Annotated in this window: 14 protein-coding genes, 1 rRNA gene and 1 pseudogene; 7 read left to right on the top strand and 9 right to left on the bottom strand. The window is 46.4% G+C overall.

Annotation, left to right across the window (positions count from 1 at the left end):
* Positions 1-99, bottom strand: a 16S ribosomal RNA gene (locus PH235_RS12655); the annotation flags it as partial.
* A gap of 546 nt (positions 100-645) precedes the next feature.
* Here PH235_RS12655 and PH235_RS12660 point away from each other — a divergent pair.
* The 5 genes from PH235_RS12660 (at position 646) to mscL (ending at position 5,599) form a co-directional block, all read left to right on the top strand.
* Positions 646-1,491 (top strand): Cof-type HAD-IIB family hydrolase, encoded by an 846-nt coding sequence (locus PH235_RS12660; RefSeq protein ID WP_272162689.1) that lies wholly within the window; start codon positions 646-648, stop codon positions 1,489-1,491.
* A 319-nt stretch (positions 1,492-1,810) separates the two neighbouring features.
* Positions 1,811-2,617, top strand: a complete 807-nt coding sequence (gene proB / locus PH235_RS12665) for a glutamate 5-kinase (RefSeq protein ID WP_443080888.1) — start codon at positions 1,811-1,813, stop codon at positions 2,615-2,617.
* A gap of 13 nt (positions 2,618-2,630) precedes the next feature.
* The gene (locus PH235_RS12670) at positions 2,631-3,881 is read left to right on the top strand and encodes a glutamate-5-semialdehyde dehydrogenase (protein WP_272162691.1); all 1,251 of its coding nucleotides are present in this window, start codon (positions 2,631-2,633) and stop codon (positions 3,879-3,881) included.
* A gap of 100 nt (positions 3,882-3,981) precedes the next feature.
* Positions 3,982-5,115 (top strand): NAD(P)/FAD-dependent oxidoreductase, encoded by a 1,134-nt coding sequence (locus PH235_RS12675; RefSeq protein WP_272162692.1) that lies wholly within the window; start codon positions 3,982-3,984, stop codon positions 5,113-5,115.
* Between the two features lie 88 nt (positions 5,116-5,203).
* Positions 5,204-5,599 carry a large conductance mechanosensitive channel protein MscL gene (gene mscL, locus PH235_RS12680; RefSeq protein WP_272162693.1) on the top strand — a complete coding sequence of 132 codons (396 nt, stop codon included), beginning with the start codon at positions 5,204-5,206 and terminating at the stop codon, positions 5,597-5,599.
* Between the two features lie 130 nt (positions 5,600-5,729).
* Here the strand turns inward: mscL and PH235_RS12685 are convergent, their stop codons facing one another.
* The 7 genes and pseudogenes from PH235_RS12685 to PH235_RS12715 form a co-directional block, all read right to left on the bottom strand.
* On the bottom strand, positions 5,730-6,182 hold the full coding sequence (locus PH235_RS12685; RefSeq protein WP_272162694.1) for a PTS sugar transporter subunit IIA: 453 nt from the start codon (positions 6,180-6,182) through the stop codon (positions 5,730-5,732).
* Positions 6,183-6,217: 35 nt separating this feature from the next.
* On the bottom strand, positions 6,218-7,099 hold the full coding sequence (locus tag PH235_RS12690) for a hypothetical protein (RefSeq protein WP_272162695.1): 882 nt from the start codon (positions 7,097-7,099) through the stop codon (positions 6,218-6,220).
* An 89-nt stretch (positions 7,100-7,188) separates the two neighbouring features.
* Positions 7,189-7,692, bottom strand: coding sequence for a PTS system mannose/fructose/N-acetylgalactosamine-transporter subunit IIB (locus tag PH235_RS12695; RefSeq protein WP_272162696.1), 504 nt, complete (start codon positions 7,690-7,692; stop codon positions 7,189-7,191).
* A 30-nt stretch (positions 7,693-7,722) separates the two neighbouring features.
* The gene (locus tag PH235_RS12700) at positions 7,723-8,592 is read right to left on the bottom strand and encodes a PTS system mannose/fructose/sorbose family transporter subunit IID (RefSeq protein ID WP_272162697.1); all 870 of its coding nucleotides are present in this window, start codon (positions 8,590-8,592) and stop codon (positions 7,723-7,725) included.
* Positions 8,593-8,623: 31 nt separating this feature from the next.
* Positions 8,624-9,450, bottom strand: a pseudogene (locus PH235_RS12705) (PTS mannose/fructose/sorbose/N-acetylgalactosamine transporter subunit IIC).
* A 3-nt stretch (positions 9,451-9,453) separates the two neighbouring features.
* Positions 9,454-10,557 (bottom strand): iron-containing alcohol dehydrogenase family protein, encoded by a 1,104-nt coding sequence (locus PH235_RS12710; protein WP_272162698.1) that lies wholly within the window; start codon positions 10,555-10,557, stop codon positions 9,454-9,456.
* Between the two features lie 15 nt (positions 10,558-10,572).
* Complete coding sequence (locus PH235_RS12715; protein WP_272162699.1) at positions 10,573-11,577, bottom strand: D-isomer specific 2-hydroxyacid dehydrogenase family protein; 1,005 nt, start codon at positions 11,575-11,577, stop codon at positions 10,573-10,575.
* A 174-nt stretch (positions 11,578-11,751) separates the two neighbouring features.
* On the opposite strand from PH235_RS12715, the gene PH235_RS12720 reads away from it, so the two are divergent.
* A complete protein-coding gene (locus tag PH235_RS12720) occupies positions 11,752-12,627 on the top strand; it encodes a MurR/RpiR family transcriptional regulator (RefSeq protein WP_272162700.1) in 876 nt (291 codons plus the stop codon).
* On the top strand, positions 12,627-13,517 hold the full coding sequence (locus PH235_RS12725) for an HAD family hydrolase (protein WP_272162701.1): 891 nt from the start codon (positions 12,627-12,629) through the stop codon (positions 13,515-13,517). The genes PH235_RS12720 and PH235_RS12725 overlap by 1 nt, the downstream gene beginning before the upstream one ends.
* A gap of 343 nt (positions 13,518-13,860) precedes the next feature.
* Here PH235_RS12725 and PH235_RS12730 read toward each other — a convergent pair whose 3' ends face one another.
* Entirely contained in the window at positions 13,861-14,883 is a 1,023-nt protein-coding gene (locus PH235_RS12730) for a YdcF family protein (RefSeq protein ID WP_272162702.1), read from the bottom strand.
* Between the last annotated feature and the right edge of the window lie 13 nt (positions 14,884-14,896).

Here is a 14,896-nt window from a genome sequence, read left to right on the forward strand (position 1 = left end):
CTCAGTGGAAGCAAGCTTCCATAGAAAAGACCGTTCGACTTGCATGTATTAGGCACGCCGCCAGCGTTCGTCCTGAGCCAGGATCAAACTCTCATGTAAATGTGGACTCTTGTACAGAAATCCTACATGTTAAGCTGATAGCTCTTAATTTCTTGCTGACTTTATGTTTGCGATACTAAGTATCGTCTTCGTTTGCTTCGACCGAAGTCTAAGCTCCTTGCACATTTGGTTCGTTCATTCTTTATTCAGTTTTCAAAGGCCAATCGTGTATCACGTGTTACGTGATTGCTTATTTATAATATCACGGCTCCGACTCTCCGTCAAGCCTTTTCTGAAAGTTTTTCAGAAGCAATATCGGCTTGCAGATGCGTGGATCAGCAACTTTTATATAATATCACGCTCTAAATCGCATGTCAACAATTTTTTCAAATCATTTCAAAGCCGATTCTGGCGGACAACTTCTATATACTATCATCGCAGCCGAATGCTGTCAACGATTTTTTCAGCTTATTTATGACTGATTACTAATTATTCAAAAATAAAGGCTCTGAGCAGTCTCTTCTGCTGGCATTAATTCTCATTCCATTATATAGTAGACTTTAATATTGGACAGCCACATTTAAGGGCAGAAAGCGAGTGTAGTGATTGGATAAAAAAATTATTTTTTTGGATATTGATGGTACTTTGGTGACGGATGATGGCTGGGTTCCCGCATCCGCTGCGGACGCATGCAGACAAGCCCGCTTGAATGGGCACGAAATTTATTTGTGCACCGGCCGGTCAAAACCCGAAATCTATGATTTCATAATGGAAATCGGCTTTGACGGCATCATCGGTGCTGGCGGCGGCTTCGTTGAGTTGCGTGACGGAATGTTGTACCACAAGACAGTACCCGCCAGCGAAGTCAGGCGGATGGTGGATTTCTTTGATCAGCACAGCATTGACTTTTACTTGGAGTCAAATGGCGGTCTGTTCGCCAGCAAGAATTTCCTGCCGCATGTGGAACGCTGCATTTACGGGGATATCGACAACGATCCGGATGCCCGCAGACGCAAGGAAGAGAATCCTCATCCCTTTATCGAGGGATTGATCTACGGTGAAGAGGATCTGTATAAGACTGATGTCAATAAAGCCTGTTTCCTTCAGAGCGACAAACTTTCTTTCGCACAGATCAAGGAGGAATTCGAAAACGTCTTTGACACGATACAGTGCACCGTGCCTCAGTTTGGGGATGAAAGCGGCGAACTGATGGTTCCGGGTATACACAAAGCGACTGCCATCGAAGCGTTGTTGACACACCTAGGTCTACCCAAAGAGAGGACGATCGCAATCGGAGATGGCTTGAACGATTTGGAGATGTTCGACTATTGTGCGGTCGGGATCGCCATGGGGAATGCCAAAGAAGAATTGAAGGCTGTCGCGGACCATGTCACGGGTTCGGTGGATGAAGATGGCCTGCATCAGGCTTTCCGTACATTCGGACTCATCTGACGGCCGCAGCAAAAAATCTTATCCATTTCATAAAATAATCTTCATAGTTTCTTCATACTTGAGATTTACTATGACTGTAGGCCAATCACAAACAATCTTTTTTTAATTTCTTTACTCCTCCAAAGTAAAGAGCAACTCCTTTAGGGCTGCCTGATAACTTCAGGCAGCTTTTTTTTGCTATACCTTAATTTTTTCGCCATTCCATGATACTATATGAAGTAATACCTCGCTGGATGCGAGCTCTGCAACACATAAAAAAACTATTCTCTCTATAGATGAAAAAAATCAAATCGTAAACGGGGATGTGCACATGGAACCTATTCGCAACAAAATATTGGACTGCAAAAGGATCGTCATCAAAATCGGCACAAGTTCTTTGATGCTGGCCGATGGATCCGTCAACTACCAAACTTTCGACCGGCTTGCTTATGTCTTGACTGTTTTGCGCAATCAAGGCAAAGAAATTGTCTTGGTGTCATCCGGCGCAATCGGAGTCGGGCTCAACCGCCTTAACCTGCCGCATCGTCCGAAAACCATCCCGGAACAACAAGCCGTCGCTTCTGTGGGGCAATCCGAGCTGATGAACCTCTACACCCGCTTTTTCTCGCACTATAACCAGATTGTGGGGCAAATACTCATGACCTTGGATATCGTGCAGTTCCCGGAGAGCCGCAGGAATGCCGTAAACGCCTTCGAACAGTTGTTGAAAATGGGCATCATCCCGATCGTGAATGAGAATGACGCTGTCTCCGTTGAAGAACTGGATCACCTGACAAAATTCGGGGATAACGATCGCCTTTCTGCAACTGTTGCGGAGATCATCTCCGCCGACCTGCTGGTCATGCTTTCCGATGTCCCAGGTTTTTATGATAAAAATCCGATGGCACATCCGGATGCCGTCCTCTTCCACACCATTCATGCCGTCACGGCCAAGGAAATGGCTTTGGCTGGCGGGAACGGTTCGAAATTCGGGACCGGCGGCATGGCAACAAAATTGAAAGCTGCCAAACGCATCCTGAAGAACAAGCAACAAATGGTATTGACGCAAGCCACAGACCCGACCGTATTGTTCGATATACTGGCCGGTAAAGAAATTGGAACCTATTTTGTGAGGGAAGACAAATAGAGGAGGATATTCGATGAACAGTTTATTGCAAGAAATGGGCATTGCCGCGAAAGCCGCAGCCAACAGCCTGAGGAAAGCATCAACCAAACAAAAAAATGAGGGACTTTTGGCCATGGAAGCTGCCCTTTACACGCATCAAGATGCCATCCTGGCAGCCAATGCGAATGACATCGCAGCAGCCGAGGTTAATGGCTTGCCGACGCCGATGATCGAACGTTTGACTTTGAATCCGCAACGGATCAAAGGGATGGCGGACAGTTTCAAGGAAATCGCTCAACTGCCTGATCCGATCGGCTACGTTGAGGAAATGACGAAATCTGCCGATGGTTTGATGATCGGCAAGCAGCGTGTTCCGCTTGGCGTCATCGGAATCATTTATGAATCGCGTCCAAACGTCACGGCGGACGCGAGCGCCCTTTGCTTCAAATCGGGCAATGCCGTCATCCTGCGCGGTGGAAAAGAAGCATTGGAATCCAACAAAGCCATCATGACCGCATTACAAGCCGGACTCGTGGACGCCGGTTTCGCCAAGGAAACGTTGCAACTGATCCCTGATCCGTCCCGCGAACTGGCCAGCGAATTCATGAAACTGAATGACTATCTGGATTGCCTAATCCCTCGCGGAGGAGCCGGACTGATCCAGAACGTACTGAAAAACGCGACAGTGCCTGTCATCGAAACCGGGGTCGGTAATTGCCACCTGTACATCGATAAGAATGCCGAATTGGAAATGGCTACGCGCATTCTGGTCAACGCGAAATGTTCCCGCCCTTCCGTCTGCAATTCCATCGAGACGTTGGTTGTCCACGAAGCAGTTGCGGATGCTTTCCTGCCCGTTTTTGCGGAAGCTTTGGCGCCTTATAAAGTGGAATTGCGCGGCGATGCGAAGACCTGCAGCATCTTGCCTGAAGCTATTCCAGCAACAGAGGAAGATTTCGCTGCCGAATTCTCGGATTTCATTTTGGCTGTGAAGGTGGTCTCTTCTTATGACGATGCCATCGCGCATATCCAGAAATACAGCACAGGCCATTCCGAAGTGATCGTCACCGATCATTACCAAACAGCACAGAACTTCCTGAACGATATCGATGCAGCGGCAGTCTACATCAACGCCTCTTCTCGCTTCACGGACGGCGGTTGTTTCGGCTTCGGCGGAGAAATCGGCATCAGCACGCAAAAACTCCATGCCCGCGGACCGATGGGATTGAAGGAATTGACTTCCTACAAATACATCATCTACGGCGAAGGCCAAATCAGATCCTAAAAGGGATCCTCATCAAAAATATTTAGAGCCGGGACACCGTTCCCGGCTTTTTCTGTCCAGAATGCAACAACCGGCTACCGGAGAAAGAAGGGTTCCAACCATGCAAAAGAAGATTGCAGTAATCGGTGGCGGCATCGTCGGCGCCACCGCCAGTTACTACTTGGCAAAAGCCGGCCACAGCGTCAGCGTGTTCGACAGCGGCACCGGCCAAGCAACAGCCGCGGCGGCAGGGATCATTTGCCCTTGGCTGTCCAGACGCCGCAACAAAAAATGGTACCGCCTCGTCTCAGAAGGAGCGGCTTTTTATGACAAGCTGTTGGCAGACTTGGCTTCCGACGGCTTGAAGACGGATGCCTACGCACGTTGCGGCGCCCTGATCCTGGGACGATCCGCCAAGTATATCCAGGAGGTCCACGACCGTGCACTGGAACGACGCGAGCAGGCGCCTCTGATCGGCAGCGTCACTATCCTGAAGGGAGCCGAACTCCAAAAGGCCTTTCCGCCTCTCACTAATGTCGAACAAGCCCTTTACGTGGGCGGTGGTGCCCGCGTGGACGGCCGGGAATTGACGAAGACGTTGCTGCAGGCGACAACCCGATTCGGAGGCAGCATCCACAAAGGGACCGTCTCCCTCGCCAAGGGTAACGACGGCACCTTGTCCGTCCTGACGCCGGACGGAGGACCGCAAAAATTCGACGCGGTCATCCTGGCGGCCGGTGCTTGGCTGCCCCAACTCCTCCAGCCGCTCGGGTACACGGTCGATGTCCGCGGGCAAAAAGGTCAACTTGTCGTCCTCCAAAAAAATGAAGACAACAATCCGCAAGACTACCCGGTCATCATGCCCCAAGGCGAAATCGACCTGCTTCCGTTCGGCCACGGGAAAACAGTCATCGGCGCAAGCCATGAAAACGACAAAGGTTATGACCTGCAGCCTGACGCTTCCGTTACGGATCCGATGTTGGAACAAGCCCTCACTTGGCTTCCCAATCTGAAAGAAGCGGCAACAATGGATATCCGTGTCGGCACAAGGGCCTACACTTCAGACTTCAGCCCCTTCTTCGGCAGTGTCCCGGGACTGCAAAACTGCTTCGCGGCAAGCGGGCTCGGTTCATCCGGATTGACTTCCGGCCCGCTCATCGGCTATCTGTTAGCCGAATTGGCGCAAGGGAAAGAAAGCACCCTACCGACCGAGGATTATCCGATCACCGCCTACGTCAAACTGGTCGGTCGCTAGAAAAACATAAAACATTATCCGCTGGTGCACTATTTTTTGCTATCTCACTGAAGTTGAAATATAATTATCTTAAACGGAGGTGAAAAATATGTGGAAAGAATTTAAAACATTCATCATGCGTGGGAACGTGCTTGATCTTGCCGTCGGGGTTGTCATCGGGGGTGCATTTACAGCAATCGTCAATTCATTAGTAAAAGATATCATCACACCGATAATCGTAGCCATAACCGGCAATGCAGACTTGACCGGCCTTTCATTCAAAATCGGACAAGCAGACTTCACGTACGGTAATTTCCTGCAAGCCTTACTGAACTTCTTGTTGATCGCACTTGTCCTCTTCCTGATGATCAAAGTAATCAACAAACTCAAACGCAAAATGCCTGAGGAAGAACCAGTGGAAGTGGAAGCCGAAGTACCTGTTGTTGAACTTTACCTGAAAGAAATCCGTGATTTGATGGTGAATCAGAACAAAAAAGCCGAATAGTGCTCAACAAAACCTGCTCCCTGTAATATACAGGGGGCAGGTTTTTAGATTCTGCTGAAAAGTAAACAAAAACGAACCCTATAGAGGACACTTTTTTAGTGTCCATTCTATAGGGTTCATTTTCTTTTTCTTAAAAAGCGTCATCGTCCTCATCATCATCTTCGTCTGCAATCATGGATACATGCCAATCACTGATGCTGTTCTTCCCTTGAGCAATCACAGCTTCGGCAGCTTCTTTTACCGGCGTCCCGATCAATTGATGGTTGATCCCTTCCAACAGCATCGGAAGGTTTACCCCGCCAATGATGTAAACAGAATCTTGCAGTTCTTTCTCTAAACTATTTGTCACAAGAACCGATTGATTGTACGGGCTGGCGCTTACTAGGTCAACAAATACGATGACCCCTTCACCTTGGTTTACTTCATGGATAGCTTCTTTAATTGTTGCGCCTAATGCCTGTACGTCGTCTCCCAGGTTCAAGTTCGCCGTTGTGATATTATTAGTCGGCCCAAAGATCACTTCTGCTGAATTTTTAAGCCCATCACTTAACGTACCATGTGTTGCAATAACGATCCCTAACATTGATAATCCTCCTTGGTTACGGAAAGGCCCAGTGCCTATCTGCACAATTCCACAACTTTTGTAATATTTTCCATATTTAAATTCTTTTGATCCAAATCCGCTTTATCCAGATAAAATTGCGTTTTTTGCTCATTTTCTGAGGTTTTTGCACTGAAGATATAAGTGATCTTTTCGTCTGACGACCGATGATTAATACTAAATTCCGACAATTTCGTCTTAGAAACATCATTCCCGATAACATGCAGCGGCGCATCTGCGCCTACGCAATCCAAAAAGAAAATCTTTGCTTTCTTATTTCCAGGGGTAAGCATTGCTTCTAGACCACTTTCTCCAAAACTGCCTTCATCCACAAAAGCGAAAGCTGTTTTCTCTCCCTTTGCTTCACTTATCATTGCCAACATAGCAAGGACAGACGAAGTATTTCGGATCAACGTCTTTCGGTTTGCTGATCCCTTCGCAATCTTGCCCAGCAAGTAGAAGAAGACACCATAAGCAAGAGCGATAAACAAGGTGCGAACAGAAAGCAAGTCAACCGCACCGGATGCGTTTTGCATATAAAAGAACGTTCCGGCAATACCTAACAGAATTAATAGGACCGAACTGACTACAATGAAACTGGTTGTCCGTTTTTCCTGTGCTTCCCGATCAAATAAAACATAAGGACCAAAATGTTGGATTGGCGTGTCATAATACGTGCAAATGATCCGATCCGCTTTTTCGATATCGCCAACGTAGACGTTCCTTGATGCATATTTTTTGTGGCGATTATACTCGATCACCTGCACATCTTCTCGCATGTCCGAAATGTCCGCCACCAATGCCGAGAGGAACCGCCGCTTGCTTTTATCAGTACGACGTACACGATAAAAAGACTGATATCGAAATAGCCAATCTTTAAATTTTTCATTTTGCTGCATAGTATCTGCCACCTGTCATTTTGGTCACTATTTTCCCGATTGAGAAAAGCAGCTATTTCGCAATAACTGCTTTCCCGCCAGGAATTATTTTATAAACCGAATTGCTTTAACACATCCGCTAAGCTGGAACTTGCAGAAGATGGCGTTGCTTGGAAATAGATGTTTTCAACGCCGTATTCTTCATTTAACTCTTTTAATTTCAACGCATCCGCTTTGTTCAGATATACTGATTTAGTGACCAAAATATCATCATCACCTTTTTTGGCGATTCCGCCGATGTTCAGATCCTTGATCGGAACACCATGTTTGGCCAGATTATAAATTCCAGTAACTGTTTTCGTGATCAAAATAGCGCTATACTCTTTGAATTTGAACTCGTCCCAATAGAATTTGCACTTTTCTTCCGTCATGACAATTGTTTTTTGCCCGGTACGGCTGCCCGCACTTTTGTACAAGTCTTTCATGAATTTATCTTTGGCAACAACATCATCAACTACAAAGATTGAATTGACGCCATCCCTTTGAGACAATGTCAACATAACTTGACCATGGATCAGTCTCTCATCTACACGCGCTAAATTTACTACTCCCATTTTTCACACTTCCCTTTCTTAATCACCTTTTTACAGAAGACCTATGCCAGCCAGAACAATCAGAATCAGCGTCAACCCTACCAACGCACGCGTTACTTTCAGACCTTTTTTGATGTAGTAGAAGTATACGCCCAGAACAACAGCCAGCGGCAACATACCTGGCATGATCTTATCCAACATTTCCTGAAGGACAAATGGTCGTCCGGAGATTGCAAATTCTAAGCTTGATGACACTTTAACATAATTTCCGGCCAAAATCCCCATCATGAACATCCCTAGGATAGACAACATTTCGATAACCGTCTGAATTCCAGCACTATGCATAACACCTGTTGCATTTTTACCTGTCTTGAATGCGCTTCGTGCAAAGAATACACCCAACAATACTTGGTAAAGAGCAAAAGCGATGAATGGGAACAAGGCGCCGATTGGGCTACCCATTTGCGCCCAAGGAACAGCGATAGCGATGAAAATGTATTGTACCGTTCCCGAGTCGATCGAATCACCGATCCCTGCCAAAGCGCCCATCAAACCTGCTTTAGTATTGTACATCAGGTCGTCAGTCATAGTAACTTCTTCGCCGTTCACAACTTCTTTGGCACGTTCTTGTTCCATCGAGGACATCAGCCCTGTGATGACGCCGCCGCCCCATGACAGTTGCGTATTGAAGAACAGCAATTGGCGTTTGTAGGCAGCTCTTAATTGATCTTCATCTTTGTACAGCTTGCGCAGAATCGGCATCATCGCATAGAGGAGCGAAGGAGCTAAGTAACGTTCGAATGAGTGAGGGATTTCGTTTGCAAAGTGCCAGCGTAAATAGGTTTTCGTAACATCTTTAGCGGTTATTTCTTCTGGTGCTAACATATTTTTTTCTTTAGCATCTAGATTAGCGTTTATCATTTTTTCATCTTCCTTTCAATTTGCCTGCTTTTTAGAAATCGTCATCATCGTCATCATCAAACGCTGCACTGCCAGCGGAAGCAGGAGCTGCTTTTGCACCCTGTCCTTTAGCCAGTACGAAAATGGCTGCAATTAGAGCACCGATGATCGCATACGTCACCATTGTGATTGACAAGGACGCCAACACGACACTCATCAAGTATGCTAACAGGAAGAAAACCATGTAGTCTTTACGGCCGATAACATAAATCGTTGTTGCAATACCGATAGCTGCTAGACCGCCACCGACAACTGTAAGAATATGGAACACAACCGTACCTTCAAGCGCAGTGATGACATCCGCAATAACGGGCGCTCCGTAGAACAAGGCAATGAACACTAACGGTACAAATAACAAGAAAGAAGCGATTGTCGGATAAAGGATGATCGATCTTACGATTCCGCCGTCATTCAAGTCTTCTACGGCTTTATCGGTGTATTTACCCAAAAACGTATTGATGAAAAATCTGAATTGGTACAGATAAGCACCCAATAAACCTACCGGCACAGCTACAGCTATCGCTGCTTCAGGCTGCATGTTACCCATCAAAGCAACCGGCACCGCGATCGCTGCCGCAATTGATGGTTCTCAGAAGGCATTGTTCCCCCTGGAGAGAAAACCCCCATATAAATCAGCTGAATCGCTGCTGTGATGATCATTGCTTGTTGAACGTCTCCCATCACAATACCTGCTACCAAACCTGTCATCAAAGGAGAAAAACGTAACGTTAATGTCGCTCCACCTAAAAATGCACGTGACATGACTGCCCCTACCCAAAGTGCAATTATCAAACTTTGCATTGCGGTAATATTTTCCATTGTCTATACCTCCGTATTTATGTATTTTTCTAAATCTATTATTGCTTTTTTCAAGACTGCTTCATTGATCGTCATCGGCAACAAATGCACTTTTTGCTTTTTGTTGACCAGTTCGACGATTTTGTTGAGTTCCTCTTCCTGCAAAGGATACTCGCCCATTTCAGTTAATGATTTCGGTAAACTTAGAGCTTCATACATCGGAATCAACTCGTCAATCACTTGCCATTTGCCTTCCAGAGCCAATTGGTAGAAAATGCCATAGGCCACTTTTTCACCATGCAGGTATTTGTGGACTCCCGGCAGATACGCTGATATTGCATCATGAATGGCATGGGCGGCAGTATTACGGGCGTATTTATCTCCGAATCCCCCAACCAATCCAGCAACACCGAATATGACTTCCGATACCTTGATAAATTCCGTGGATGCATCCCCATTGCGCATATCTTCGATAGCCTTCAGACCATCTTCAGCGAGGACATTCTTGCAGATTCTTGCCGAATGCCGCGCAAGCATCAAGAAATTATTCGCTTGAAACTGCGGCTGCTCCAATATCATATCGGATTCATACCACTTGGCTAAAGTATCCGCGATTCCTGCAATAAAGAATTTAATCGGCGCATCGATGACCAACGTTGGATCAGTGATCAGAAATGCTGCCTGTCTTTTGTAATGTTCTGTTTTGCCTTCAGCGAGTCCGTTATCTTTGTACATTACGGATAAGGGAGCCCAGGGTGCACAATTGCTGGCCAACGTCGGAACGACACCAAACGGTTTTTTCGTCAATGAGCCGACGTAGTACACCAGATCACACAGTTTTCCTCCGCCGACGCCGATGATGAAGTCAAAATCACCATCATCGACTAGTTTGGCCAATCGGTTTGCTTCATTGTAGCTGCACTCACCGTTGTATTTTTCGTATTGGATTGTGAATTCCTCATCCAGAAATTCCAGATATGGTCTTGCTTTCTCCCATGAAATCGTGCCATGAACAAGCAGCACGCGTTTCGAACCGTATTCGTTCAATATGTCAGGGATCACTTCCATGGCACCTTGCCCATACTTATAAAATTGCGGGCCAACTTTTACATTTACAGCTGTATCCAACTTTATACACCTCTCTCATTCTGTAATATAGGGGCTTACTGGTTGCACTACACGTTGTGGCATCCTCCCTTCCACTATCGCTTCACAGTCAGAAACACATTTGTCTCCCATACCTTCCAAGCACTCCATTGTGTACGCAGACGTGTGCGGGGTCAAAATGATATTCGGATACTCCAGGAAAGGATGGTCGCTGTGTCCCGGTTCAACTTCCAGTACATCTGTTGCATATCCGCGCAGTTTCCCGGTTTGGATCGCTTCGATGATTGCCGCTTCATCCACCAGTGCCCCACGAGCCGTGTTGGATATGTAGACACCGTCCTTCATTTTCGCAATGGCTTCTTTGGAAATCAGATGGTAGTTCGTTTCATTCAGGCTTGCGCAGAGGCAAATGACCTCGGCCCGCTCCAGAAGTTCGTCCAATTCGACTTTCTTGCCGCCGAAAATCTCGATTTCCAAGGCGGTCTTGTTCGGGTCGACCCCCAACACTTCACATCTGAACCCATAGTGCAGGATTTCGACGGCTCGACTGCCGATATTGCCGACACCGATAACGCCTACCGTTTTCCCGCATAAACCGTTTCCAATAAACCGCGCTCGATTTTCCCAGCCATCATTTTTGACTTCCTGGGCCGACTCAGTTGTGCGCCGCATCAATGCAAGTAAATTTGTAACATTATTTTCTGCAACTGCGTCGCGCTCAATCAGAGGTGGGACAATCGCGACAATCGTACCATGCGCTTTGGCAGCTTCCAGGTCTATATTGTTGTACCCGATTCCATGACGTGTGATCAGCTTAAGTTCATCCTTATGCTCAAAAAACTCGCTAGTGAAAAATGGTGTTACACTCGCGATAATAATATTATACCCTATTAATGATTCAGCTAGTTGTTTTCCTTCAATAGAACTATCAAAATCGAAACGATCGACCTGTCCGATTTTTTCCAGTCTGGCCACATGCGTGTCGAACATCTTTCCAAAACTGCTTGAATTGACGATGGCTATCTTATTTTCTTGAGTCATTTTTCTTTACCCCTCCACTTGTAAAACATTATGCCCACTCAACCAATACTTGTAATCGTTTTCGTAATTTCTATCCTGATTATAATAAATATTTTTTACTTTGTAAAGCCAAAATAAAAAATATTTATTACTAATCGCGATTATGCTATACTATCCCCAAGGAGGTGTTCATATATGTCAAAAAATTATATCCAAATGATTCTGAAGCCGCACTACGAAACTTTTTCAGCTACTGAATTAAAGATTGCCGATTATTTCGTGAGCTTGGGTATGGACTTAGTGAACAAAACATTGTCCAATCTTGCCGAAGAAACGGATTTTTCAGAGTCGACGATTTTTAAATTCGTGAAAAGAATAGGCTTCAAAGGCTTCCAGGATTTCAAAATCAGTGTCGCATCAAACTATCGTATGTCTGAAGAACGCACGCACCAGTTAGCCGTATTTACCGATATTACCGCTTCGGATACTCCGAGCGATATTTCTAAAAAGGTCATTCAGTCCTCACAAATTATGCTGCAAAGCTTAATGAGTAAATTATCAGGGGAAGCACTGCAAGAAGCTCTGGATATTATCGTGAATTCGAAAGCGCTTCATTTCTTTGGCTTGGGCGCCTCCGCAGTCATCGCGCTCGATGCCTACCACAAGTTCTTAAGAACCGCCATCCCCGTGAACTATGTTTCGGATTATCATATGCAGCTGATGCACACTTCCAAATTAACGGAAAATGATTGCGTCTTCCTTTTCTCGCACTCAGGAAAAACGGCGGAAACAATCAAATTAGCGGAAGTAGCGGCTCATAATAAAGCCAAGATCATTTGTCTGACAGGGAATCCGCCAGGTGTCTTGAATCGCTTGAGTGACGTCAGCATCGTAGTCGAAACAGAAGAATCCATTTTTCAGTCCGAGGCGCTTTCAGCCAGATTGCTTTATCTCACAGTAGTGGATATCATCTATTTATCGTATCTCTACCATGATGAGCATACAAATATAGAATCAATCGACACCATACGCGAAATTCTTTCGACAACAAAAATAGAGGTGGATAGATAATGCCCATTAAAGCAATCGTCTGCGACATGGACGGCACACTACTGACTGCTGACCATGCCATCAGTCCCAAAACCCAGGAACTCCTCCTGTCACTCCAGCAAAAAGGCATCACGCTGGTATTGGCAAGCGGGAGAAGTTACTTGCGTCTGATGCCGGATGCCCTAAAACTGAAGATGGATTCCCATCAAGGTTATTTGATCGATGTGAACGGCAGCTCCATTTATGATTTCCATTCTCAAACCAGGGAAAGATTGGGGATAATGGATTCAGAAGACATCCAAAGAGTCACATCCGTATTCCGCACATTCAATGTTGAGATCCAATTCTCCCAAGATGCCGGCCTGTACACCTATTTGCCGGATTCACTGTATGCCTTAAAGAAGAAAATCCGCGGCGAAATGAGACTGCCGGACGATTATCCATGGGCCAGCGGCATGTATAGTTGGTTATGCGATATGCGCGACGGCTATCCTGAACAAAAACTGATTCTTGATCTGAACGAAGCACCAGCTTCCTGCAACAAAATTTCAATCAGCCAAGACCCGCATTTCATGGAGGCCGTGACACAGTCATTGCCCCATTTGGGTCTGCACGGCGAGTACGAACTGGTCTTTTCTGATGAAAGGAAACTTGAAATCACCAAAAAAGGCATCAACAAAGGCAAAGCCTTGGATACCTTACTGGAAAAACTTGGCATTTCCAACGAAGAAGTGGCGGTTTTTGGCGATAGCGAAAATGATATCTCGATGCTTTCCAACAGACCCTACTCCTTCGCAATGGCTAACGCGTTGCCCAAAGCCAAGGGCGTGGCAAACTACACAACGCCTTCCAATGATGACGAAGGTGTCTATCATGGCTTGAAGCAATTGATATCAGAAGGATTGCTTTAAACGAGAGAAAGAGGCTGTCTCGAAAAAACGAGGCAGCCTCTTCTTTGCGGTTGGGTGTTCGAATTCGTGGCGGATTTCCCCGCCAAAATGGTTTTGACGGGGAATCTCATGTTGTTCGAGGACGTTTTTCCCCGCCAAGGTGGTTTTGACGGGGAATCTCGTGTTGTCCGAGGGCGTTTTTCCCCGCCAAATCGGTTTTGGCGGGTTTTCTCTGAGCATAAATTAAATTCCCATACAAAAAAGGGCTGTAATAAACCAGAAAACCCTATTCTGGTTTGTTACAGCCCTTTTTTTGCGCGTCAAATCTAGTTTGCGTCAAAACCGGTGGATCGATGCATTCATATCACAAATAGATTCTCCACAATCCAAACACGAGCACGAGCGCCAGCAACAGCGTTTGCCCTTTGATCTGCAGAAAGATGAGTGCGATGAATTCGCGCAGAAACGCATATGGCAGAAAATAGAGCGGCGTCCAGGCACCCAAGCCGTCCGTTTCCAATCCCACACGGTGGGCGTAGAGACTGCTGCGGACAACATGGAAGTTGTTAGTGATGAAGAGGCATTTGTAGCTTTTTTTGTACGCGTCCATGATGCCCTTGGAGTAAAGAAAATTCTGGTACGTATTGACGGACTGGTCTTCCTCAAGGATCACTTCCTCCGGTATGCCGTTCTCCATAAGATACCGTTTCATAGCATAGGCTTCAGAAAAAGGTTCGTCCACCCCTTGCCCTCCACTCACAATCAGACGGCAGGGTCGCTTTTGCGTGCGCTCTGTCTGATGCCGGAAAAACCGGATCGCTCTGTCCAACCGTCTCTGCAACAGCGGACTGATGCCCCCGCCCGGAAGCAAACCCGCTCCCAGGACAATGACGAAATCTTTATCGAGGGCAACCGGAATGAGGCCGTAAAAGGCTGTCGCGATGAAAAACAAAATCAGCACCACACCGAAATAGATGATGAAGTAGCCCATCAAGCGCATGAAGCGCCAGATCAGGTAATGATGGAACACAAAATAATTCAGCAGGAACAGCAGATCCATCAACAAAATGAAGGCGCCCACCGCGACCAGCAGGCCGTACCGTTTGGCCCAGCCCTCTTTTTTGAGCAACAGCACCCCATTGAAGACAAGCGCAAGGCCAAAAAAAAGGAAAGCGAACGGTGAAATCAAGCCGAACAAAACACGGAAAAGCATCACCGCGTAACGGATCCACGCCACTTGGGGCGAGTCGTTTCCCTGCAGCATTCCCACAAAAAGGAAAAACAGCGCTGCAACCAGCAAGTAGCTTTGGAATTGCCTGCTTCTCCCCATCGATCGGAGCTTCAGACCCCCGCCAAACGAGAATGCGCTCAATAAATAGAATAGCAACGGTCATCCCTCC

The organism is Trichococcus sp. K1Tr (genome assembly GCF_028309625.1).
In the GTDB taxonomy this organism is placed as follows: domain Bacteria; phylum Bacillota; class Bacilli; order Lactobacillales; family Aerococcaceae; genus Trichococcus.

Bases quoted from the DNA above. Each gene is read 5' to 3' on its own strand.
- PH235_RS12670 (WP_272162691.1), top strand. From the start codon at position 2,631: ATGAACAGTTTATTGCAAGAAATGGGCATTGCCGCGAAAGCCGCAGCC.
- PH235_RS12675 (WP_272162692.1), top strand. From the start codon at position 3,982: ATGCAAAAGAAGATTGCAGTAATCGGTGGCGGCATCGTCGGCGCCACC.
- mscL (WP_272162693.1), top strand. From the start codon at position 5,204: ATGTGGAAAGAATTTAAAACATTCATCATGCGTGGGAACGTGCTTGAT.
- PH235_RS12685 (WP_272162694.1), bottom strand. From the start codon at position 6,182: ATGTTAGGGATCGTTATTGCAACACATGGTACGTTAAGTGATGGGCTT.
- PH235_RS12690 (WP_272162695.1), bottom strand. From the start codon at position 7,099: ATGCAGCAAAATGAAAAATTTAAAGATTGGCTATTTCGATATCAGTCT.
- PH235_RS12695 (WP_272162696.1), bottom strand. From the start codon at position 7,692: ATGGGAGTAGTAAATTTAGCGCGTGTAGATGAGAGACTGATCCATGGT.
- PH235_RS12700 (WP_272162697.1), bottom strand. From the start codon at position 8,592: ATGATAAACGCTAATCTAGATGCTAAAGAAAAAAATATGTTAGCACCA.
- PH235_RS12715 (WP_272162699.1), bottom strand. From the start codon at position 11,577: ATGACTCAAGAAAATAAGATAGCCATCGTCAATTCAAGCAGTTTTGGA.
- PH235_RS12720 (WP_272162700.1), top strand. From the start codon at position 11,752: ATGTCAAAAAATTATATCCAAATGATTCTGAAGCCGCACTACGAAACT.
- PH235_RS12725 (WP_272162701.1), top strand. From the start codon at position 12,627: ATGCCCATTAAAGCAATCGTCTGCGACATGGACGGCACACTACTGACT.